Here is a 21,940-nt window from a genome sequence, read left to right as displayed (position 1 = left end):
GGGTTGAGGGAACAATGTTTTCCGGCTTGGAGCAGATCCCGAATACGTCACCTCTCGTCTCTCTAGCGCTTGACCCGAGGGTTGTGTGCTTGTGGGGTTTGCCGCGAGAGCCCTCGCGTCAAGCGCGAGGGCGACGAGCCGAGAGGGAAGGTGAAGAGCCGGGAGGGAGGCGCCATCGCGGCGTTTGACCACGGTGCCATCGCCGCGAAATACCCGCTTTACCGGGCCGGGCGGGCGATGTCGGTCAGGCGGAACTGGACCTGTTCGCGGCCCTGGTAATGGTCGAGCGAAAGCGAGCCGGCGAAGTGCAGCGGCTGGTCGGCATCGCGCAGCAGCGTGTCGCCAAGCGGCGTGCCGGCGGCGCGGAAGGCGATGGCCTTGAGCCGGGCGCCATCGTCGGAGGCGAGGCTGAAGCTGATATGGCCGCCCTTGCCGACGATTTGCGGATAGCGGGCGCGGTGGGCGGGAAACACGAAGAGCGGCGAAGGATTGCCGGAGCCGAAGGGTCCGGCTTTTTCGATGCGGTGCAGCAGGTCGAGCGTGGCGCCGCGCGCCGTCAGAGCGGCATCGACCTTGAGGGCGGAGGCGGCGCGAGCGGATTTGACGCTGGAGCCGAGCCTGTCGGCGAGAAAGGCGCGCAAGGGGCCGATTTCTCCGGGGCGCAGGGAGATTCCGGCCGCCATGGCGTGGCCCCCGCCCTTGGCAATCAGGCCGGCTTCCACTGCCTGGATGACGGCAGAACCGAGATCGACCCCGGGCATGGAGCGGCCCGAGCCGGTGCCGGCGCCATCGGGATGCAGCGCAATGGCGAAGCTGGGGCGCTCGAAACGCTCGCGCAGGCGGGCCGCGACCAGGCCGACCACACCGGGATGCCAATTGGCGGAGGCGAGGACCAGAACCGGCGGCCCCTCCCCTGCCCCGATTTCGGCTTCGGCGGTGGCGCAGGCTTCTTCCACCGCCTCGACTTCGATGCGTTGCCGCTCGGTATTCAGCTCATCGAGCTGGGCGGCGATGATCATGGCCTGATGCTCGTCGTCCAGGGCGAGGAGGCGCGTACCGAGGGCCGCGTCGCCGATGCGGCCGCCGGCATTGATGCGCGGGCCGATGAGAAAGCCGAGATGATAGGGATTGAGCGGACCGTTGATGCGGGCGGCCAGGCCTAGGGCGGCAAGGCCGGGCTTGTCGCCGCGACGGGCAATTTCGAGGCCGCGCAGGACGAAGGCGCGGTTGAGGCCGACCAGCGGCACCACATCGCAAATGGTGGCGAGGGCGACCAGATCGAGCAATTGCAGCAGGTCCGGCAGGCCTGTATCGCCGCGCTGGCGCAGAAGGCGGTTGACCGCGACCAGCACCATGAAGGTAACACCGGCGGCGCAGAGATAGGAGAGGCCGGAAATATCGTCGGGCCGATTGGGATTCACCAGGGCGGTGGCCGGCGGCAGGTCGTGGTCGGAAAGGTGATGGTCGATGACCAGCACGTCGACGCCGCGCTGGCGGGCATGGGCGATGGGGCCATCGCTGGTGGTGCCGCAATCGAGGGTGACGATGAGGCTGGCGCCGGCATCGATCAGCTTGTCCATGGCGGCGATATTGGGGCCGTAGCCTTCGAAGATGCGGTCGGGGATATGGACCTGCGGCTCCAGGCCGAAATGGCGGAGAAAACGGGTCATCAGCGCGCAGGAACAGGCGCCGTCGACGTCATAATCGCCGAAAAGGGCGATGGATTCGTTGTCGGTGATGGCCTGGCTGAGGCGGGCGGCCAGATCGTCCATGGCGGCGAGCGTGGAGGGATCGGGCATCAGGGCGCGAATAGTGGGATCGAGCCAGGTATCGGCCTCATCGATGCCGACGCCGCGCCCGGCAATGATACGGGCGAGGATGTCCGGAATGCCGGCGCGCTGGCCGATGGCGGCGGCATTGCGCGATGCGGCGGCGTCAAGGCGATCCACCCAGGCGCGGCCGGTGACCGATTGGGCAATATCGAGGAAGAGACGCGGGGTTTCGGGCATGGGTGAGGGTTAGGAGATTTTGACCGGCCTGGGAAGGCCCCCCTCACCCGTCTCGCGCTCCGCGCGATCCACCTTCTCCCCAAGGGGAGAGGAACAAGAGGGGGGGCGGCTGAGGAAGCTTCTTTATCTGGCGTGGCGGGCCCTGATCCATCTGGTGGTCTGGCTCCAGCTGCGCATGACGATGGTGCTGGTTTCGACGGTATTGCGGCGCAGCCTGACGCCGTCGACCAGCGAGCCATCGGTGATGCCGGTGGCGGAAAACAGCACGTCGCCGGCGGCGAGATCGGTGACATCGTAGATGCGGTTGGGGTCCTCGATGCCCATTTCCTTGGCGCGGAGGCGCTTTTCCGGGCTGTCGAGGATGAGCTTGCCCTGCATCTGGCCGCCGATGCAGCGCAGGGCGGCGGCGGCCAGCACGCCTTCCGGGGCACCGCCGGAACCGAGATAGATGTCGATGCCGGTATCCTCGGTATTGACCGAATGGATGACGCCGGCAATGTCGCCATCGCTGAGCAGTTTTACCGAGACGCCGGCGGTGCGCAGCTCTTCGAGCAGCCCGGCATGGCGGGGGCGATCGAGGACGATGGCGGTGATTTCGGAAACCGGCACGCCCTTGGCCTTGGCGAGCGATTTCACGTTTTCGGTCGCCGACCAGTCGATATGGACCGTTTCGGGGCCGTAATCGGCGCCGATGGCAATCTTGTGCATATAGACATTGCGGGCGACGTTGAGCAGGAATCCGCGCTCGGCCATAGCCAGGACGACGATGGAATCGGGCTGATTCTTGGCGCAGAGGGTAACGCCTTCCAGCGGATCGACGGCGATATCGACTTCCGGCCCCTGCCCGCCGCCCACCTTCTGGCCGACAAAGAGCTCGGCGCATTCGAACTGCTCGCCCTCCCCGATGACGATGCGGCCGGAAATGGCGACGCGGTCGAGTTCGGCCTTCATGGCGGCGACGGCGGCGTCGTCGGCGGCCTTTTCATCGCCCTTGCCGCGCCATTGCGCGGCGGCGATGGCGGCGCGCTCGGTGACCCGGACCATTTCGAGGGCCAGGGTCCGGTGCAGATTGGACGAATCGCGGCTGTCTTCGACTTTGCTCAGCTTCATCATTCCCCCGAGGCCGGCAGATTGCGGTCAGAGCTTTTCGATACGGATCAGCTGCGGCTCGCCGATTATGAACCCATCGGCGGCGATCTGCGCAAGCGCATCGCGCACCGAGGATTCCAAAGTCTGTTGCGTGATCATCACCACGGTGCGGCTCGACGTACCGTCGGGCGCGATGGTCTTGGCCCCCAGATCCGAGCGCTGGATGACGGAATCGATGGAAATCGACTTGTCCCCCATGCGCGTGGTGATGGCCGCCAGCGCGCCGGGTACATCCCTGGCATTGAGGCGCAGATAGAAGCCGCCCTCATGGGGGCGCATCGGCGCTTCAGAAAAGGGCAGCAATTCGGCGCTGGGGACGCCAAGCGGCGGCACGCGGGTGCCGCGGGCAATGTCGAGAATGTCGGACAGCACCGAGGAAGCGGTGGGCGGGCCGCCGGCGCCGGGACCGGCCAGCAGCAGTTCGTGCACATGGTCGGTTTCGAGGGCGACGGCGTTCATGACGCCATCGACGCCGGCAATGGCGCTGCCCTTGGGCACGAAAGTGGGGTGCACCCGCTGTTCGACGCCGTCGCCGACGCGTTCGGCGATGCCGAGCAGCTTGATCTTGTAGCCGAGATCGGCCGCCACCTGGATATCGTGCTGGGTAATGCCGGAAATGCCCTCGACGCGCATGCGGTCGGGGGCGATCTCGTGGCCGAAGCAGAGGGTGGCGAGAATGGCAAGCTTGTGGGCGGTGTCGTGGCCTTCGACGTCGAAAGTGGGGTCGGCCTCGGCATAGCCGAGCGCCTGCGCATCCTTGAGGCAATCGCCAAAGGAGATGCCTTCATTGCCCATGCGGGTGAGGATGTAATTGCAGGTGCCGTTCATGATGCCGAAGACCTTGGCGATGCGGGCGGAGCCCAGGCCCTCGCGCAGGGTCTTGATGACGGGAATGCCGCCGGCCACGGCAGCCTCGAAGCCCAGCTGGGCCCCGGATTCCTCGGCCATGCGCGCCAGGGCGACGCCATGCTTGGCGAGCAACGCCTTGTTGGCGGTGACCACCGGGCGGCCGATTTCAAGCGCGGCCTTGACCGCGGCAAAGGCCGGACCGTCCTCGCCGCCGATCAGTTCGACGAACAGGTCGATGCCGTCCCACTTGGCCAGGGCGACGGGATCGTCGAACCATTCGAGCCCGGAAATATCGATGCCACGGTCACGCGAACGCGAGCGCGCGGCAACGGCGACGACCTCCAATTGACGGCCCAGTTTGCGCGTCAGCTCGCCGCCATCCTTTTGCAGGATGCGCACCAAAGTGGCGCCGACATTGCCCAGCCCGGCCACGCCGATGCGCAAGGGCGCCTGGCGGCCGGTCTCGCCCAAATCCGCCATGGCCTTGAGGATGCGAGCGCGCGTTTCGGTGCGGGGCTCGCGGCCATCGCGCAGGTCGAAAACGAAGAGCGGATCGCCGGCGACGATGCGGCCGAAACGGGTGGGCGTCCAACCCCTTGCGGCAATGAAGGATTCGACGGCTTGGCGGAAAGATTGAATGTCGCTCATGGTGGCGACATCTGCATAGGAAATCGCCTAGAGGTCAATAGGAGTTTATGGGGCATACACCCGGCGACGGCGGTCCACGTCCCCGCTTTCGCGGGGACGAGATTGCAATATGTGAACATTCAGCGGGAAGACGAGCCGTTCGCTCAGACCGCGCCGCTCAGCGGCACCACATTGCCCTGCCCGATCCGGCCGCCCAGCAGTTTCCTGACATTGCGGGCGGCCTGGCGGATGCGCTGTTCGTTCTCGACAAAGGCGAGGCGGATATATTGGTCGCCATATTCGCCGAAGCCGACACCGGGGGCCACGGCGACGCCGGTTTCCTGCACCAGCAGCTTGGCGAATTCGAGCGAGCCGAGATGGGCATATTGGGCCGGAATGGGAGCCCAGGCGAACATGGTGGCCTTCGGCACCGGAATGTCCCAGCCGGCGCGGCCGAAGCTTTCCACCATGACGTCGCGGCGATGCCTGTAGACCTTGCGGACTTCCTCGATGACCTCGTCCGAGCCGTTGAGGGCGGCAACTGCCGCCACCTGAATGGGGGTGAAGGCGCCGTAATCGAGATAGGATTTGACCCGCGCCAACGCGGCGATCAGCCGCTCATTGCCTACGGCGAAACCGACGCGCCAGCCGGGCATGGAATAGGTCTTGGACATGGAGGTGAATTCGACGGTGATGTCGATGGCGCCCGGAACCTGGAGCACCGAAGGCGGCGGCGCGTCGTCGAAATAGATCTCCGAATAGGCCAAGTCGGAAAGGATGAAGATATCGTTGGCCTTACAATACTTGACCACCTCGGTGTAAAAATCGAGGTCGGCGGTATAGGCGGTGGGATTGGCCGGATAGTTCAGCACCAGGGCGATCGGCTTGGGGATCGAATGGCGCACCGCCCGGTCGAGCGAGCGCATGAAATCCTCGTTCGGATCGGCCGGCATGGAGCGCACCACGCCGCCGGACATGATGAAGCCGAAGGAATGGATGGGATAGGTCGGGTTGGGCACCAGCACCACGTCGCCCGGGGCGGTGATGGCCGAGGCCATGTTGGCGAAGCCCTCCTTGGAGCCGAGCGTGGCCACGACCTGGGTATCGGGATTGAGCTTCACGCCGAAGCGGCGGCCGTAATAGCTGGCCTGGGCCTTGCGCAGGCCGGGAATGCCGCGCGAGGTGGAATAACGATGGGTGCGCCCGTCCTTGACGGTTTCCTGCAGCTTTTCGACGATATGGGGCGGCGTCGCCATGTCGGGATTGCCCATGCCCAGGTCGATGATGTCGACGCCTTCGGCGCGGGCCTTGGCCTTGATCGGATCGATATGGGCGAACACGTAGGGGGGGAGACGGCGGATGCGGTGGAAGTCTGCGCTCATGATTTCCTCGGCGGTTCCGAAGCGGAACCTGATCTGACCGCGACGCGCCCAAATGCGCCGCGCCTCACTAAGAGAGGCTCAATTATCGCGGAATTATGGTTTTAGACGGGTTAAGCGCCCGACATTTCGGGCGGAGACAGATTTTTTCGGCTCTTCCCGGCCACGCCGTGGCCATCGGGAAGAGCTATCTGGCGTTTGCCGCTGCGGCCGCCATGGGTGCGACCACCGGATTGCCGGCGAGCGATGCTCCAAACCCTGCAATTGCGAACGGAGACGCCATGTCTCTTGTCCTTGGTCTCTTGCCCTTGAGAATTGTCTTCTGATACCACGTTCGGGCGCGGTCACTGACTTAATATGGTCTTCGGCAAACCTTGTAAATGCCAATGGGCTCTTACATGTAGGAAGCCGGCTGTGAACGCCGGGGAATCATTTTCGGGTAGGTGCATGAGCAAACGCGTCGCGATCGCCACTATAGGTACCGCCGGTGATGTCAGGCCCTATCTGGCGCTCGCCATCGAGCTGAAAAAGAACGGCCACGACGTGGTGCTCGGCACCAATTCGGATTTCGAGGACCTGGTTACCGCACACGGAATCGAATTCCACAATCTGGGCACCAATATCCAGAACTGGTTGCAGGAATCGCGCTTCGATACGGCGATCAGCCAGATGAAGCTGCACCATTTCCCGCAATTGCTGCGGGAGGGCCAGGCGCTGGTGGAACGGGCGGCGCGCAATTCCTGGACGATGTCGCAAGGCGCCGACGTCATCGTGGTGAACATCAATACCAGTTTCGGCATCGACATCGCCGAGGCGCTGAACGTGCCGGTCATCATGACGGCGATGCAGCCGCTGAACCCGACGCGGGAATTCCCCGTCTGCGCCTATGAGGTTCCCGACCTCGGCCCGACCTTCAACAAGCTCAGCTATATCGCCATGAATATCCAGCAGGGCTATTACGACCTGCCGCGCGACCGGGTGCGCAAGGAACTGATGGGGCTGGGGCCGCGCAAGCGGGGCGGCATCTTCAAGGACAGCCTGGGCAACAATCTGCCGACGCTCTACAATTTCTCGTCCATCGTTTCGCCGCGTCCGCGCGACTGGCCGCAGACGGCGGTGGTCACCGGGTTCTGGTTCCTCGACGACAACAGCGACTGGACGCCGTCGCCCGAATTACAGCATTTCCTCGAATCCGGGCCGCCGCCGGTCTATATCGGCTTCGGGTCGATGCCGTTCGGCGCGGAGCGGAACACGCAATTGCTCAAATCGGCGCTCCAGCAATGGGGCGGCCGCGCCATCGTTTCGCGGGGCTGGGGCGGCATCAATGCGGATGCCCTGCCCGACACGGTCTTTGCCGTGTCCGAGGCGCCCCATGACAAGCTGTTCCCGATGGTGGCCGCCGTGGTGCATCATGGCGGCGCCGGCACGACGGCGGCGGGCCTGCGGGCCGGCAAGCCGACCTTCACCCTGCCCCAGGCCTATGACCAGCGCTATTGGGGCCGCCGGGTGCGGGCGCTGGGTTGCGGGCCGGCGCCGGTGCGGCTGCGCACCCTGACGCCGGAAATACTGGCCGGGGCGCTGCATGAGCTGACCACCAACGAGGCGATGAAGACCAATGCGCGGTCCATCGGCGAAATTCTTTCGGAAGAAGACGGCCTGGCCACTGCGGTCAGTTTCATCGAGGCGACCATCGACGCGGCCAAGGCAGGCTCGCGCCGCTTTTCCGTCACCACCTGAACCGGCTCCGGCACGCCCGGCCATCGACAACGCCGCTGGCCGCCGAAAAGACCAAAGGGGATAAAAGCGGTGAAAATTTGCCTGGTTGGAGCGGGGGGCGGCATCGGCCGGCAATTGCTCAAGACCTTCAGCGCCGGCCATGAGGTCAGCGCGGTCTACCGCACCCTGCCCCAGCATCTGCCCAGCGGCATCGAGGCGGTGCGTTTCGAGGACGAGGACGGCCTGGCGCAGGCCGTGCACGGCGCCGAAGTGGTGGTGCATGCGGCGCTCAATACCAGCAAGCGCGGCCAGGCCTTCATCGCCGCCAATCGCGACGTCACCGAGCGCTTGCTGTCGTTGATCCGGCCCGACCAATGCCGGCTCTTTGTCTATTTCAGCTCGCAGGTGGTCTATGCCGCCCTCGATCCGGTGCAGCATCCGGTGCAGGGCGAAGACGCCGAATTGGCGGATCGGCCCGGTCTCGACTATTACACCCGCCTCAAGTTGCAGGAGGAGGAGCGGGTCATCGCCGCCTGCCGCGAAAAGGGCATCGACTATCTGATCGTGCGGCCCACCGTGGTGATGGGCCCCAATATGCAATGGTCGAGCGGCATTGTCGCAGCAATGCGTATGGCGCCGTTCGGGCTCAAGGGACGGACGATCAACCTGATCCATGTCGAGGATCTCAGCAAGCAATTGCTGGCGCTGATCGAACGCGGCGTGGTTAATGATGTGGTCAATCTGGGCGATCTCGATGTCAGCTCGGACGATTATTTCCGCTATGCCGCCAGCCTGGCGCACCGGCCGATGCTGTTTGCGCCCAATTGGCTGACCGGGGCAGCGGGCAGAGCCATTCCGTCGACGCTCTGGTTCTTCGCCCATAATGTGCGAGTGGATTCGGAGAAGGTGCGGCGGCTGAGCGGCATTGCCACCAATCGGCAATTGGCCGAATTCTTCGAGCCGCCGGCGCGGATCGTGGAGGCGCGTTCTCTCGACGACATCCGCGAGCTGGTGCGCAGCGGCACGCCCTATCACGCGATCGGGCGGGGCTATTTCCTCTGGTTCAACGACAAGCTGACCACGCACCAATTGGTCATGGAGCATTATGCCGGCATTGTCAGGCTGGACGGCGACCTGTTGACGGTGCGGGCCGGAACGACCTTGCGCGCCATGCTGGAGCATCTGACGCCGCTGGGCATGACCTTGGCGACCTTGCCCGAATTCGTGGACATTTCCGCCGGCGCCTGCTTCTTCGCCGAAGTCCATGGCAGCAGCGCCGATTACATTTCGGTCTATGACCTCATCACCGCCATCCGCTATGTGGACCGCGACGGGGAAGAAAAAGCCAGCCAGCGCGACGAGCACGAATGGGACCGGCTGCGCGAAGGCAATGGCATCGTCGTCACCGAGGTGACGTTCCGGTGCCGGCCGAACCACCGCCTCGCCAATGTGATCGAATGGCATCCCGACAGCCGGCTGGAATCCTATGTGGAGGGCGGCTATCTCGCCAATCTCAGCACCACGGTGCACTGGTATCCGCGCAGCAGGGAATTGATGGTCTATAATGTCAATCCGCTCGAGGGGACCCATCCGAAGGATCGCGGGCCGTTCGCGCCGATGCGCGGATCGCCGGCGGCGATGCAGAAGCTGCTGCTGTCGTTGCGGCTGCGCGGCAGGCTGCGCATCGTCGGCTCGTCCGAGCAGGTGCTGGCGCCATGGACGGGGGTGCCGGCCAAGCATCTGGTCGGCAAGCTGTTCCGCGACGCGCGGCGGCGGGTGCGCAATATGGAGGTCTGCGTGCCCGATACCTGTGCCGCCGATTTCATCAGCCGGCTGCGCCAGAAGCTGCCGGAAATGAGCCTGACGCCGGGACAGGGCGTGGGGGTGCGGTTTACCCGGCAACCGTCCACCGGCCGCGGCTTCGTCTGGGTGGAGATGACATCGCGCAATATCGAGCAGATGCATGCCCTGATCGAGATGGCCCGCGCCGCCTGCGGCGAATCCTTCTGGCTGCATCGCGGCAAATATGTGCCCCGATGGATCGGCACCGAGCACCTGTTCATTCCGCGCAGCCCGGGACTGGCCTGGACGATGCCGGGCGAAATCGAAACCAGCGCCAGGCGGGAACCGCGCTGACCGCCGGCCGGCTCGCCCGGATTTGACGACGCATTATCGCGGTCAAAACAAAAATGGCGGCCCGAAGGTCGCCATTGTCGTTGCGGGGATAAAACCGCCTAATGCGTGATGCTGGCAGCGGTGTCGTCGGCGGCTTCCACCGTGGCGGCGACGGCCGGCTGCTCATCGAAGTTCCATTCGATGGGCTCGGGCTTGCGCACCAGAGCACGCTCGATGACCTGGTCCATGCGGGAGACCGGGACGATCTCCATGCCTTCCTTGACGATATCCGGAATCTCCTGAAGATCGCGGACATTTTCCTCGGGGATCAGCACGGTCTTGATACCGCCCCGCAAAGCGGCGAGCAGCTTTTCCTTGAGGCCGCCAATGGGGAGCACCCTGCCCCGCAGCGTGATCTCGCCGGTCATGGCGACATCGTTGCGGACCGGAATGCCGGTCATCACCGAGACGATGGCCGTGGCCAGGCCGATGCCGGCCGAGGGACCATCCTTGGGCGTGGCGCCCTCGGGCAGGTGGACGTGGATGTCGCGTTTATCGAAGAGCGGCGGCTTGATGCCGAAATCGATGCTGCGGGACCTCACATAGGCGGTCGCGGCGGTCAGCGATTCCTTCATCACTTCCTTGATGTTGCCGGTGACCGACATGCGGCCCTTGCCCGGCGTCATCACGCCTTCGATGGTCAGCAATTCGCCGCCAACCGACGTCCAGGCCAGACCGGTCACCAGGCCGACCTGCGACTCGGCTTCGATCTCGCCATGGGTGAAGATGGCGGGGCCGAGATATTTGGCCAGACGCTCTTCGTCGATCTCGATCGACTTGACCTTGGTGCGGACGATATCGGTCACCGCCTTGCGCATGAGCTTGGAAATCTCGCGCTTGAGATTGCGGACGCCGGCCTCGCGGGTATAGCCGCGAATGACCTTCATCAGCATCTCGTCGGAGAGCTTGAACTCGCCATGGGCCAGCCCGTTCTCCTTGGCAGCCTCGGGAATGAGGTGCTGCTTGGCGATGGCGTGCTTTTCCTCTTCGGTGTAACCGGAAAGGCGGATGATCTCCATGCGGTCCATCAGCGGGCCGGGAATGTTGAGCGTGTTCGAGGTGGTGACGAACATCACGTCCGAAAGGTCATAATCGACCTCCAGATAGTGGTCGTTGAACGTGTTGTTCTGTTCCGGATCGAGCACTTCAAGCAGGGCCGAGGACGGATCGCCACGGAAGTCCTGGCCCATCTTGTCGATCTCGTCGAGCAGGAAGAGCGGATTGGACTTGCCGACCTTCTTGAGCGACTGGATGATCTTGCCGGGCATGGAGCCGATATAGGTGCGGCGGTGGCCACGGATCTCGGCTTCGTCGCGCACGCCGCCAAGGGCCATGCGGACGAATTCGCGGCCCGTCGCCTTGGCGATGGACTTGCCCAGCGAGGTCTTGCCGACGCCGGGGGGGCCGACAAGGCACAGGATCGGGCCCTTGAGCGAGCCGGTCCGGGCCTGCACGGCCAGGTATTCCAGAATGCGCTCCTTGACCTTTTCGAGACCGTAATGATCGGCGTCGAGCACTTTCTCGGCCAGAGCCAGATCGCGCTTGACCTTGCTCTTCTTGCCCCAGGGCAGGCCCAGAAGCGTATCGAGATAGTTCCGGACAACGGTGGCTTCGGCCGACATCGGGCTCATCGATTTGAGCTTTTTGATCTCGGCATCGGCCTTGGCGCGGGCTTCCTTGGAGAGCTTGGTCTTGGCGATGCGTTCTTCGAGCTCAGTGACCTCGTTGGCCCCGTCTTCGCCATCGCCCAGCTCGCGCTGGATCGCCTTCATCTGCTCGTTGAGGTAATATTCGCGCTGGGTCTTTTCCATCTGCCGCTTGACGCGGGAGCGGATGCGCTTCTCCACCTGCAACACGCCGATCTCGCCTTCCATGAGGCCGATGACCTTTTGCAGGCGCTCGATGACCGAGACGGTCAGCAGCAGATCTTCCTTTTCCGGAATCTTGATGACGAGGTGGCTGGCAATGGTATCGGCCAGCTTGCTCGCCTGCTCGATCTGGCCGACAGCGGCGACCACTTCGGAGGATATCTTCTTGTTGAGCTTGACGTAGTTCTCGAACTCGGATTGCGCCGCGCGAGCCAGAGCCTCGATCTCGGTGGCGTCTTCTTCGGGCTCGGGAAGCACGGAGGCCTCGGCCTCGAAATATTCGTCCGTCTGGAGATAGCGGTCGATATTGGCCCGGTGCAGGCCCTCGACCAGCACCTTCACGGTGCCATCGGGCAGCTTGAGCAGCTGGAGAACGGTGGCGATAGTGCCGGTGGGATAGATCTGGTCGGGCGCGGGATCATCATCCTGCGCATTCATCTGCGTCACGACGAGAATGTGCTTGTCGTCGCGCATGACTTCTTCCAACGCCTTGACCGATTTTTCGCGGCCGACGAAGAGCGGCACAATCATGCCGGGGAAGACGACGATGTCGCGCAGAGGGAGAACCGGATAGACCCGGTCCCGGCTGGTTTCGCCGGTGGAAGTAACTTCCGACATCACATTTCCTTTCCGAGGCGCGCCGGAGGAGGAATTTGTAGCGCGCCCGTATTGCGACTGCCCAAGCGAAAAAGCTGGGCGATTCAGGTTAATAAATAGGGTGGACTACCCGAGCCGCAAGTCAACCTTTGCGGAATTGTGACAGTTACCCATACTACGCACAGGAGATATGTCCGCAAAGCGGCAACAGTGATGTGCCTTGGCTTCATAATGGATGCGGCAAAGCGCGCGGATGATATTGGCCCATGGCGGCTCAGTCGTTCTCGCGCCGCAGATCGTTCAGCAGGCGGACCAGCCCCGCCTGGCGGCCAACGCCGGTCTTGCGCAGCCCGGCCTTGATCTGGTCGCGCACCGTATGGACGGAAACATCCCGCTGATGTGCGATCTCGTCGGCCCGCAATCCGTCTCCGATCAGGATGGAGACGGCGATTTCGCTCTCGGTGAGGCCATAGCGCTCGCGCAGGATGCGGCGCAGGGCAGGAAGGGTTTCGTCCAGATTGACCGATACCAGCAGATGCGGCTCGCCGGAGCGGGTATCGATGCCGACGGGGATATAGCCCAGGCGCTCGCTTTCGATGCGCGCGAACCGAACGATGCGCAGATTGCCTTCATCGTCCTGGGCCCGGGCGCTGCCCGATAGCGCCCCCTTCACCCAGCTCATATTGGCCAGCGCTTGACTCAAAGCCGCATCGGCCTCGGGATCGACCAGGGCGATGCGGCCGGCATGGTCATAAGCGAGCACCTGTCCGGTTTCGGCGAGCGCCAGGGCGGCCCGGTTGGCGTAGCGGACCTGGCGGCGCTTGGTCACGACGAAGACAGCGCCGCCCCGGCCCGGCGCCGATGGAGCACCGAGGGCGGTATGGGCGCCGGCATCGAAGAGCGTACGGCCGATTTCCAGCGCCAGGCACATATGCGGCGCCAGCAGGCCAAGGGTCCGCACCCATTCCTGTTCGCGATGGGCATGGCGCTGCGCCATATTGCCGCCAAGCACGAAGAGCCGCGAACTGTCCCGCGCCAGAACCACGCCGGCGCCGGTCCGCACATCCCCTTGCGGCCGCACCCAGTCATTATAGAATTCGGTGGTGAACAATTGCTCTTCCGGCATGCATTCGGCCGATGTGACCGGCTGGCCGATCGGCGCCCGACCCAGGCCCGGCGCCCAGGCGTTCAGCTTGCCGTAATGATCGACATAGGACTTCATGAAAGCCGGATCGTAGCCATGATGCAGCGGCTCCAGCGCCAGATCCGTCGCCAGATCGTAGCCGTAGAGATGGGTGCTGATCATACCGGTATGGGTCGACAGCCGCGTGAGAAATTCCTGCCAGCGCGACTGGTCCAGCGCGGCGGCGAACAGCACCGACGTGACTTCCGCAAGCTGTTCCGCAGTCAGGCTGGGCACGCTTCATCTCTCCCGGATAGGCATTCCGCATAACACTTGCAGACAAGCCGGCTAAAGACAAAGAAAAACGCCGGGCGCAAGGCCCGGCGTTCCGAATGACATCGCAGGGGCTCAGGCGGAGGCCGGAGCTTCTTCCTTTTTGCGCTCGGAATAGATGTAAAGCGGGCGAACGTCCTTGCCGCGCACCACGTCTTCCGAAATCACCACTTCCTCCACCCCTTCGAGCGACGGCAGGTCGTACATGGTGTCGAGCAGGATGGCTTCCATGATGGAGCGGAGGCCGCGGGCGCCGGTCTTGCGCTCGATGGCCTTCTCGGAGATGGCCTTGAGGGCGTCCTCGTGGAAGGTCAGCTCGACTTCTTCCATCTGGAACAGGCGCTGATATTGACGGACCAGAGCGTTTTTCGGCGCGGTGAGAATTTCGATGAGCGCCGGCACGTCGAGGTCTTCCAGCGTCGCCAGATTCGGCAGACGGCCGATGAATTCCGGGATGAGGCCGAATTTCACCAAATCCTCGGGCTCGACCTCGGCCAGGACCTGGCCGATGCGGCGATCGTTGGGGTCCTTCACTGTGGCGGCGAAGCCGATGCCCGACCCCTCGCCGCGAGCGGAAATGATGCGTTCCAGCCCGGCAAAGGCGCCACCGCAGATGAACAGGATATTGGTGGTGTCGACCTGGAGGAATTCCTGCTGCGGATGCTTGCGGCCACCCTGCGGCGGCACGGAGGCGACGGTGCCCTCCATGATCTTGAGCAGAGCCTGCTGCACACCCTCGCCCGATACATCGCGGGTTATCGAGGGATTGTCCGACTTGCGGGAAATCTTGTCGACCTCGTCGATATAGACGATGCCGCGCTGGGCCTTCTCGACATTGTAATCGGCGGCCTGGAGCAGTTTGAGGATGATGTTCTCGACATCCTCGCCCACATAGCCGGCTTCGGTCAGCGTGGTGGCGTCGGCCATGGTGAAGGGCACATCGATGATGCGCGCCAGCGTCTGGGCCAAGAGGGTCTTGCCCGAGCCGGTGGGGCCGATCAGCAGGATATTGGACTTGGAGAGTTCGATATCCTGGTTCTTGGAGGCGTGATGCAGGCGCTTGTAGTGGTTGTGGACGGCCACGGAGAGCACGCGCTTGGCGCGGCCCTGGCCGATGACGTAATCGTCCAGCACCTTGCAGATTTCCGCCGGCGTGGGCACGCCCTCGGAGGACTTGACCATGGAGGTCTTGTTCTCTTCGCGGATGATGTCCATGCATAGCTCGACGCATTCATCGCAGATGAACACGGTCGGCCCGGCAATGAGCTTGCGCACCTCATGCTGCGACTTGCCGCAGAACGAGCAATAAAGCGTGTTCTTCGACGTTTCGCCGTTGGTCGTCTCTTTGGACATCAGTCACTCCCGGAGGCGAATGCCTCCAAATTCAAGCGCTAACGAAAACCGTAACGCTCAAGACATAAAGAAAGTCTAAGCCGAAACGACCTTAGAGGCCGTTCCGGCTGGGTGCAATTGCGTATGGATCACAGTCCACGGCGCTTCCGCAATGTGCTTAACGCAGATCAAGGTCAGGCGGATGCCTCGGGGACAGCACGCTTTTCGAGAACGGTGTCGATCAGGCCGAACGCCTTGGCTTCCTCCGGCGAGAGGAAGCGGTCACGCTCCAGCGCATTCTCGATTTCCTCGTAAGTGCGGCCGGTATGCTTCTCGTAGATCTGATTAAGACGGCGCTTCAAGCCCTCGACTTCCTTGGCATGAATCAGAATGTCGGTCACCTGGCCCTGGAAGCCGCCGGAGGGCTGGTGAACCATGACGCGGGAATTGGGAAGCGAGGTGCGCATGCCGGGCTCACCGGCGGCCAGCAGGAGCGAACCCATGGACGCGGCCTGCCCCATCACCATGGTGGCGACGGCCGGGCGGATGAACTGCATGGTGTCGTAGATGGACAGACCAGAGGTCACCACGCCGCCGGGTGAATTGATATAGAGCGCGATTTCCTTTTTCGGATTTTCCGATTCGAGGAACAGCAATTGCGCCACGATGAGCGAGGCCATGTTGTCCTCGACCACGCCGGTGACGAAAATGATGCGCTCGCGCAGCAGGCGCGAATAGATGTCGAAGGCGCGTTCGCCACGGTTCGACTGCTCGACCACCATGGGAACGAGCGTATTCATGTAAAGGTCGTGCGGATCCCGCATAGTTTGCCCCTTGGCCCGCTCGCCCGGGTCGCGGACCGGAGGCGGGCTTGGTTGGTTGGACGACGCCCCTGCCCGAACGCGCTCGCAATGACAGGCAACGTGTCTAGAAAAACGAATCGGCGCGACTGGCCGATTGCAGGCGATACACCCTTAACGGGCGGTAAAGGCACAGATAGGCCGCAATGAGGCGAGCTTCAATAGCGCGGGCGCCTGTTGATGACAGTAAGGTGAATTGGGCCCGGCCCCGCAGCGATCAGGCGAAGCCGACGACGACGCCCTTCTTCTTGAAATAGGCCTGCATGAGCTTGCGGCCCTGGCGATTGGGCTGGGCCAGCCTGGCCGTCTCGAAGGTCGCTTCCTTGAGGCCTTCGCGGGCCATCGCCTCCTTGAGGGCGGCGATATGCTGGTCCAGGTCCTCATTGTCGTTCTGGATCGAGGCATAGATGGCATCGATGGCCTGGGAAACGGTGATGTCGCTCACGAAAAAAGCTCCTCGAAACTGTTGCCCCCTTCCCTAGCGATTTTTTCGTCGGGAGCAAGGCGGGATCATGGGGCGGTCCGGGCGATGTGGAAAGGAAAAAGGGGAGGCCGAAGCCTCCCCCTTGCGTTGACGCGGCCGGTTCGCCTCACTCGGCGGGAACGGCATCGATATCGAGGTCTTCGATGGACTTGCCATGGTCATAGGCCGCCTGGTTGAGAATGCCCTGGCGCTTGGCGACGATGGTGGGGACCAGCGCCTGACCGGCGACGTTGACCGCGGTGCGGCCCATATCGAGGATCGGATCGATGGCCAGCAGCAGGCCGACGCCTTCGAGCGGCAGGCCGAGCGTCGACAGCGTCAGGGTCAACATGACGGTGGCGCCGGTCAGGCCGGCAGTGGCCGCCGAGCCGATGACCGAGACGAAGACGATCAGCAGATAATGCTCGATGCCCAGGCTGATGCCGAAGAACTGGGCCACGAAGATGGCCGAGATCGCCGGATAAATGGCCGCGCAGCCATCCATTTTGGTGGTCGCCCCCAGCGGCACGGCGAAAGAGGCATATTCACGCGGCACGCCGAGATTTCTTTCGGTGACGCGTTCGGTAACCGGCAGGGTGCCGATGGACGAGCGCGACACGAAACCGAGCTGGATCGCCGGCCAGGCGCTCTGGAAGTAGCGGATGGGGTTCAGCCCATTGGCCTGCAACAAAACCGGATAGACCACGAAAAGCACGAGGACCAGGCCGATATAAATGGCGGCGGCGTACCAGCCGAGCTGGGCCAGCGCATCCCAGCCATAGACGGCAACGGCATTGCCGAGCAGGCCGATCGTGCCGATGGGGGTCAGGCGAATGACCCACCACAGGATCTTGTGGATGATCTTGAGAAAGGAACGGTTGAAGGCCAGAAACGGATCGGCTGCCGGGCCGACGCGCAAAGCCGCGATGCCGACGACGATCGAGACGATCAGGATCTGCAAGACGTTGAAGTTGAGGCTGGTGGTGGCGCCGCTATCGGCAAGGCGGGTCGAGGCCTGCAGGCCGATGAAATTGGCGGGGATCAGGCCCTTGAGGAAATCCAGCCACGAGCCGGTAGAGGCAGGGGCGCGGGCGGCGGCTTCGGTGACGGCCGTATGCACTCCGGGCTGGATGATGAGGCCGAGCGCAATGCCGATGGCCACCGAGATCAGCGCGGTGATGGCGAACCAGAGCAGGGTCTGCCAGACGAGCTTGGCGGCGTTGTTCAGTTCGCGAAGATTGGCGATGGAGGCGACGATGGCGGTGAAGACCAGCACCGGCACCAGGGCCCGCAACAGCGACACGAAAGACGAGCCGACCGTCGACAGGGTGACGGTCAGCCAATTGGCGTTGCCGGCGGCATCGGGACCCATATTGCGGGCAATGAAGCCGAACAGCAGGCCGATGACCATGGCGGCCAGAACCTGGAAGCCAAAATTGAGATAAATCGGCTTGGACGCAGGCGATGCGGAGCCGGCCGGGACGGTGGTTGGCATGGATATGACCCTTCGGTGACAGGAGGCCGCCGCCAATCCTGGCGCGCCGCCTCACAATTGCCTCGACAATACGCCCCGGAAAAAACGAATGCAGCGCATAGCGTTCCGTTTCGTTGCAGCGTGGAAGATTTTTCTGCTGCGCCGATGCGAGCCGCCGAAATAGCTTCTCAAAGGCGGCGCGTGGCCAGGGTCAGCAGGGCCGCGAGCATGGGCAAGGCGGCGAGGCTCGCGCCGATCGCAATGGCAAGAATGCCGGGGCCGGGATCGGTCCAGGCCAGCCAGGCCAGCGCGATAGCGCAGAGCCCGGAGGCAATGCCCGATCCCTTGTGCACGAGGCGCCAGGCCCGATCCGACGCGATGGGCCAGGGCATGCGCAGACCGCCATAGGAATGGCGCTCGGCCTCGAACAGGACGACGGACAGGATCAGCAAGATGGCGGCCAGGCCAAAACCGGTAATGCGGAACAGGTCGAAATCCGAGCCGATGCCGAGCAGCAACAGGCCCAATTGGCAGGCGGCCATGACCGAGAGCAGCAGAGTCAGGGCCGGGTCGAAGATGTGACGGGTCTTGGCGAGATGGTTTTTGGTGAGAGCCCGGCCGAGCAGGAAGAAGGCGGCCATGAGGGTCAGTTGCATGAGCGGGGGGACGGCCAGGGCGATGTCGCGCGGCCACAGCCAGTCTGGAGCGCTGCCCCGCCAATGCGCGGGGAAGAAATAGCTTGCCGGGATGTGGATCAGGGCGACGCCGGCAATGGCGAGGGTGACGCCGAACAGGAGGAGATGGAAGCGGGTGACGAGGCTGGGCATGGACGGGTTGTGGGATCGCAAGAGCCCTCGCGTCAAGCGCGAGGGTGACGATGGGGGATGTGACGGTGGCAATGGGGGGTGTGAGGGTGGCGGACATTTGATGTCAGATCACCCATCAATCGTCACCCTCGTGCTCGACACGAGGGCCCTTATCTCACGATATCATCCCACAGATCCCGCCAGTCGGGATTGTGCTCTTCGATCAGCGCAACCTTCCACGCCCTTACCCAGTGCTTGAGGTTTTTCTCACGCTGGATGGCGAGCGGGACAGTTTCGTGCACTTCAAAGTGCACCAATTGCTTGATTCCATGCCCGTTTGTATAGCCATCCGCGACACCTTCGCGGTGCTCCCAAATTCTACGAACAAGGTTGTTGGTTACGCCGACATAGATTTTGCCGCGCGGATGGTTTGCGAGGATGTAAGTGTAGCCCGCCATGGCTGGATGGTTGAGTTAAAGAGCCCTCGCGTCAAGCGCGAGGGTGACGATGGGGGGTGTGAGGGTGGCGGACGACGGGAGGTTGCGAGGGTGATGGCCGAGCGCGCGGTGACGCCGGGGCTGTGACGGCGGCGTCAGGGGGTGACGGCCGGATCGGTGGCCGCGGTCGGGAATAGCGGCCAGGGCAAAGTAAAAGGGGCCGGTTTCCCGGCCCCTTGAAAATTCGCAATATGCTCCGAAGCTTAGCGCTTGGAGAACTGGAAGGAGCGGCGAGCCTTGGCCCGGCCGTACTTCTTACGCTCGACGACGCGGCTGTCGCGGGTCAGGAAGCCACCCTTCTTGAGGATCGGGCGCAGGCCCGGCTCGAAGTAGTTCAGCGCCTTCGAAATGCCGTGACGGACGGCGCCGGCCTGACCGGACAGACCACCACCGGCAACGGTGACGTTGACGTCGTATTGGTCGAGGCGGTCGGTAGCGACGATCGGCTGCTTGACGATGAGCTGCAGAACCGGACGGGCGAAATACTTGGCGAATTCGCGACCGTTGACGGTCACCGTACCCTTGCCCGGCTTGATCCAGACGCGGGCGACGGCGTTCTTGCGCTTGCCGGTGGCATAGGCGCGGCCGAGGCTGTCGAGCTTCTGCTCATGCACCGGAGCGGTGTTGGCAGCGGGAGCCGCAGCGGAAGTGCCGAGGTCTTCGAGAGAATTGATGGTTTCGGCCATGTTACTTCACCCGCACGTTTTTGGAGTTCATCGCAGCAACGTCGAGCTTTGCCGGGCTCTGCGCTTCATGAGGATGCTCGGCGCCAGCGTAAACACGCAGGTTCTTGAGCTGGGTGCGGGTCAGCGGACCGCCCGGCATCATACGACGCACGGCGTTTTCGAGGACACGGCCCGGAAAGCGGCCTTCCAGCAGCTCGCGCGCGGTGCGATCCTTGATGCCGCCGGGATAACCGGTGTGCCAGTAGAAGCGGTGCTGATCCAGCTTGCGGCCGGTCAGCCTCACCTTGTCGGCATTGATGACGATGATGTTGTCACCCATGTCCATATGGGGGGTGAAGGTCGGCTTGTGCTTGCCGCGCAGGCGCGAGGCGATGATCGAAGCAAGACGGCCCACGACCAGCCCTTCGGCGTCGATGAGGACCCATTGCTTTTCGATGTCGCTCGGTTTTGCCGAGTACGTGCTCATATCGAATTCCCTAGATTCAGGCAGCCGGCCCATGCAAGGACCGGCCAGTTCGGGGGCGGGTGTATGGGGGAATCGACCCACCGTCAAGAGGCTTTGAAAAAGCATTCAATTTCAAAGGCTTGCATAAGCGGTATTATAATACCGCTTATGCAGTGCGATATCGATATGCCTACCGGACCCGCCGGAGGTCAGCGACATAGCAGGCGGCCAAGCCCGCCAACATGAAGGCGAGGGCCTGGTGCCCGACGGCCAAGGAAATCGGCACGCTGGCGAGCAGTGTGGCGATGCCCAGGGCAACTTGCAGCAGCACCACCAGCCCTATGCGCGGCAGCCAGCCATGCACGCCGGCAAAGCCGCCATCCTTATGACGCCGCCAGATCAGCCAGCCAATATAGGCGACGATCAGGTAAGCCAGGCCACGATGGATGAATTGCACGGTCAGCGCGTTCTCGAACAGATTGCGCCAGGCGGGGTCCATGACGAACAGGCCCTTGGGGATAATGGCGCCGTCCATGAGCGGCCAGGTCTGGTAGCCCATGCCGGCATCGAGACCGGCGACGAAGGCCCCTGCCGCGATCTGAAACATGACCATCAATACCAGCAACACGGCGGTGACGGCATGGAAGGGGGCGACATGACCGAGAACGCGGCCCGGCGTCAGCGAACGCGCCACGTAAAGGAGCGCGACGAACAGCAATGAGGCGGCGGTCAGGTGAGCGGCGAGGCGGTATTGGGAGACGGAGGTGAGTTCGGTCAGGCCGGAGGTCACCATCCACCAGCCGAGCGCGCCCTGAAAGCCGCCGAGGACGAACAGCCCGGCGAGCGGCCAGGCCAGATCACGCGACAGCCGCTTCTGGAACAAGAAAATGGCGAAGGGCACGAGGAAGACGAGACCGAGCGCGCGCGCCAGCAGGCGGTGGAACCATTCCCAGAAGAAGATGAATTTGAAATCGTCCAGATCCATCCAGGAATGGACATAGGTATATTGCGGAATCTGCTTATAGGCTTCGAACTCCTCCAGCCATTCCGCCTCGTTGAGCGGCGGGATGGTTCCCGAGATGGGCTTCCAGGAGGTGATGGAGAGGCCGGATTCGGTCAGGCGCGTAATGCCGCCAACCACGACGATGAGCAGCACGAAGGCCGCAAGGCCATAAAGCCAGATGCGAACCGGCCGCAGACGGTCGCTGGCAAAGCTGACTTGGCCGGGTGCGGCATCTTGCAGAGAGGTCACAATGCTAATTCCAGTATCAGTAGGGCTGGGGGAGTGGTAAGCCCACCGCACCTATCCCGCAACAGTCCAGATGCCGCACATGACCCAGCGTAATCGTAAATTGATCGGCGCCTTCCTGCTCGTCGGTTCGATCATCCTCTGGTCGGTGCTGGCGACCTGGATCTATCTCGCCCTGCCCGAGGGGCTGCCGGGACTGGTCCTGATCGGGTTTTTCATCGTGGCGGGCATGGGCTGGCTCTTGCCCGCCATGGCGATCATCGCCTGGATGGCGAAGCCGGAGCCGCAATAGACCGGCGCCGC

At 63.4% G+C, this 21,940-nt stretch carries 18 protein-coding genes; 3 read left to right on the top strand and 15 right to left on the bottom strand.

The window, feature by feature from the left end:
- Window positions 1-218 precede the first annotated feature (218 nt).
- From recJ to O9Z70_RS05850, 4 genes are all read right to left on the bottom strand, one after another.
- Window positions 219-2,009 (bottom strand): single-stranded-DNA-specific exonuclease RecJ, encoded by a 1,791-nt coding sequence (gene recJ / locus O9Z70_RS05865; RefSeq protein ID WP_286021540.1) that lies wholly within the window; start codon window positions 2,007-2,009, stop codon window positions 219-221.
- A 123-nt stretch (window positions 2,010-2,132) separates the two neighbouring features.
- Window positions 2,133-3,122 (bottom strand): class II fructose-bisphosphatase, encoded by a 990-nt coding sequence (gene glpX, locus O9Z70_RS05860; protein ID WP_286021539.1) that lies wholly within the window; start codon window positions 3,120-3,122, stop codon window positions 2,133-2,135.
- A 24-nt stretch (window positions 3,123-3,146) separates the two neighbouring features.
- On the bottom strand, window positions 3,147-4,487 hold the full coding sequence (locus O9Z70_RS05855) for a homoserine dehydrogenase (RefSeq protein ID WP_286021964.1): 1,341 nt from the start codon (window positions 4,485-4,487) through the stop codon (window positions 3,147-3,149).
- 311 nt (window positions 4,488-4,798) lie between these two features.
- The gene (locus O9Z70_RS05850; protein ID WP_286021538.1) at window positions 4,799-6,016 is read right to left on the bottom strand and encodes an LL-diaminopimelate aminotransferase; all 1,218 of its coding nucleotides are present in this window, start codon (window positions 6,014-6,016) and stop codon (window positions 4,799-4,801) included.
- A 444-nt stretch (window positions 6,017-6,460) separates the two neighbouring features.
- On the opposite strand from O9Z70_RS05850, the gene O9Z70_RS05845 reads away from it, so the two are divergent.
- On the top strand, window positions 6,461-7,750 hold the full coding sequence (locus tag O9Z70_RS05845; protein WP_286021537.1) for a glycosyltransferase: 1,290 nt from the start codon (window positions 6,461-6,463) through the stop codon (window positions 7,748-7,750).
- A 69-nt stretch (window positions 7,751-7,819) separates the two neighbouring features.
- Window positions 7,820-9,865 carry an NAD-dependent epimerase/dehydratase family protein gene (locus tag O9Z70_RS05840; protein WP_286021536.1) on the top strand — a complete coding sequence of 682 codons (2,046 nt, stop codon included), beginning with the start codon at window positions 7,820-7,822 and terminating at the stop codon, window positions 9,863-9,865.
- A gap of 98 nt (window positions 9,866-9,963) precedes the next feature.
- Here the strand turns inward: O9Z70_RS05840 and lon are convergent, their stop codons facing one another.
- The 11 genes from lon to O9Z70_RS05785 form a co-directional block, all read right to left on the bottom strand.
- Window positions 9,964-12,390, bottom strand: coding sequence for an endopeptidase La (gene lon, locus O9Z70_RS05835; RefSeq protein WP_286021535.1), 2,427 nt, complete (start codon window positions 12,388-12,390; stop codon window positions 9,964-9,966).
- Between the two features lie 253 nt (window positions 12,391-12,643).
- Window positions 12,644-13,789 carry a helix-turn-helix transcriptional regulator gene (locus tag O9Z70_RS05830; RefSeq protein WP_286021534.1) on the bottom strand — a complete coding sequence of 382 codons (1,146 nt, stop codon included), beginning with the start codon at window positions 13,787-13,789 and terminating at the stop codon, window positions 12,644-12,646.
- Window positions 13,790-13,900: 111 nt separating this feature from the next.
- On the bottom strand, window positions 13,901-15,178 hold the full coding sequence (gene clpX / locus O9Z70_RS05825; RefSeq protein WP_286021533.1) for an ATP-dependent Clp protease ATP-binding subunit ClpX: 1,278 nt from the start codon (window positions 15,176-15,178) through the stop codon (window positions 13,901-13,903).
- Window positions 15,179-15,351: 173 nt separating this feature from the next.
- On the bottom strand, window positions 15,352-15,981 hold the full coding sequence (locus O9Z70_RS05820) for an ATP-dependent Clp protease proteolytic subunit (RefSeq protein WP_286021532.1): 630 nt from the start codon (window positions 15,979-15,981) through the stop codon (window positions 15,352-15,354).
- Window positions 15,982-16,234: 253 nt separating this feature from the next.
- Window positions 16,235-16,462, bottom strand: a complete 228-nt coding sequence (locus O9Z70_RS05815) for a hypothetical protein (RefSeq protein WP_286021531.1) — start codon at window positions 16,460-16,462, stop codon at window positions 16,235-16,237.
- Window positions 16,463-16,607: 145 nt separating this feature from the next.
- Window positions 16,608-17,975: a dicarboxylate/amino acid:cation symporter gene (locus tag O9Z70_RS05810; RefSeq protein WP_502870164.1), complete on the bottom strand. Its 1,368-nt coding sequence runs from the start codon at window positions 17,973-17,975 to the stop codon at window positions 16,608-16,610.
- A gap of 167 nt (window positions 17,976-18,142) precedes the next feature.
- On the bottom strand, window positions 18,143-18,781 hold the full coding sequence (locus O9Z70_RS05805; protein WP_286021530.1) for an SdpI family protein: 639 nt from the start codon (window positions 18,779-18,781) through the stop codon (window positions 18,143-18,145).
- Window positions 18,782-18,930: 149 nt separating this feature from the next.
- Complete coding sequence (locus O9Z70_RS05800) at window positions 18,931-19,218, bottom strand: GIY-YIG nuclease family protein (protein WP_286021529.1); 288 nt, start codon at window positions 19,216-19,218, stop codon at window positions 18,931-18,933.
- A gap of 242 nt (window positions 19,219-19,460) precedes the next feature.
- On the bottom strand, window positions 19,461-19,943 hold the full coding sequence (gene rpsI, locus O9Z70_RS05795) for a 30S ribosomal protein S9 (RefSeq protein ID WP_286021528.1): 483 nt from the start codon (window positions 19,941-19,943) through the stop codon (window positions 19,461-19,463).
- A gap of 1 nt (window position 19,944) precedes the next feature.
- Window positions 19,945-20,409 (bottom strand): 50S ribosomal protein L13, encoded by a 465-nt coding sequence (gene rplM, locus O9Z70_RS05790; RefSeq protein ID WP_286021962.1) that lies wholly within the window; start codon window positions 20,407-20,409, stop codon window positions 19,945-19,947.
- Between the two features lie 169 nt (window positions 20,410-20,578).
- Entirely contained in the window at window positions 20,579-21,640 is a 1,062-nt protein-coding gene (locus tag O9Z70_RS05785) for a COX15/CtaA family protein (RefSeq protein ID WP_286021527.1), read from the bottom strand.
- A gap of 79 nt (window positions 21,641-21,719) precedes the next feature.
- Here O9Z70_RS05785 and O9Z70_RS05780 point away from each other — a divergent pair, with 79 nt between their 5' ends.
- Window positions 21,720-21,929, top strand: coding sequence for a DUF2842 domain-containing protein (locus O9Z70_RS05780; protein WP_286021526.1), 210 nt, complete (start codon window positions 21,720-21,722; stop codon window positions 21,927-21,929).
- The last annotated feature ends 11 nt before the right edge of the window (window positions 21,930-21,940 follow it).

Source organism: Devosia sp. YIM 151766, from assembly GCF_030285925.1.
Taxonomy (GTDB): Bacteria; Pseudomonadota; Alphaproteobacteria; order Rhizobiales; family Devosiaceae; genus Devosia.
Note: the sequence above shows the minus strand (reverse complement) of the source record. Positions and strands in the feature narration are given on the sequence as shown.

Bases quoted from the DNA above. Each gene is read 5' to 3' on its own strand.
- recJ (WP_286021540.1), bottom strand. From the start codon at position 2,009: ATGCCCGAAACCCCGCGTCTCTTCCTCGATATTGCCCAATCGGTCACC.
- glpX (WP_286021539.1), bottom strand. From the start codon at position 3,122: ATGATGAAGCTGAGCAAAGTCGAAGACAGCCGCGATTCGTCCAATCTG.
- O9Z70_RS05855 (WP_286021964.1), bottom strand. From the start codon at position 4,487: ATGGCGGATTTGGGCGAGACCGGCCGCCAGGCGCCCTTGCGCATCGGC.
- O9Z70_RS05850 (WP_286021538.1), bottom strand. From the start codon at position 6,016: ATGAGCGCAGACTTCCACCGCATCCGCCGTCTCCCCCCCTACGTGTTC.
- O9Z70_RS05845 (WP_286021537.1), top strand. From the start codon at position 6,461: ATGAGCAAACGCGTCGCGATCGCCACTATAGGTACCGCCGGTGATGTC.
- lon (WP_286021535.1), bottom strand. From the start codon at position 12,390: ATGTCGGAAGTTACTTCCACCGGCGAAACCAGCCGGGACCGGGTCTAT.
- clpX (WP_286021533.1), bottom strand. From the start codon at position 15,178: ATGTCCAAAGAGACGACCAACGGCGAAACGTCGAAGAACACGCTTTAT.
- O9Z70_RS05820 (WP_286021532.1), bottom strand. From the start codon at position 15,981: ATGCGGGATCCGCACGACCTTTACATGAATACGCTCGTTCCCATGGTG.
- O9Z70_RS05810 (WP_502870164.1), bottom strand. From the start codon at position 17,975: ATGCCAACCACCGTCCCGGCCGGCTCCGCATCGCCTGCGTCCAAGCCG.
- O9Z70_RS05805 (WP_286021530.1), bottom strand. From the start codon at position 18,781: ATGCCCAGCCTCGTCACCCGCTTCCATCTCCTCCTGTTCGGCGTCACC.
- O9Z70_RS05800 (WP_286021529.1), bottom strand. From the start codon at position 19,218: ATGGCGGGCTACACTTACATCCTCGCAAACCATCCGCGCGGCAAAATC.
- rpsI (WP_286021528.1), bottom strand. From the start codon at position 19,943: ATGGCCGAAACCATCAATTCTCTCGAAGACCTCGGCACTTCCGCTGCG.
- rplM (WP_286021962.1), bottom strand. From the start codon at position 20,409: ATGAGCACGTACTCGGCAAAACCGAGCGACATCGAAAAGCAATGGGTC.
- O9Z70_RS05780 (WP_286021526.1), top strand. From the start codon at position 21,720: ATGACCCAGCGTAATCGTAAATTGATCGGCGCCTTCCTGCTCGTCGGT.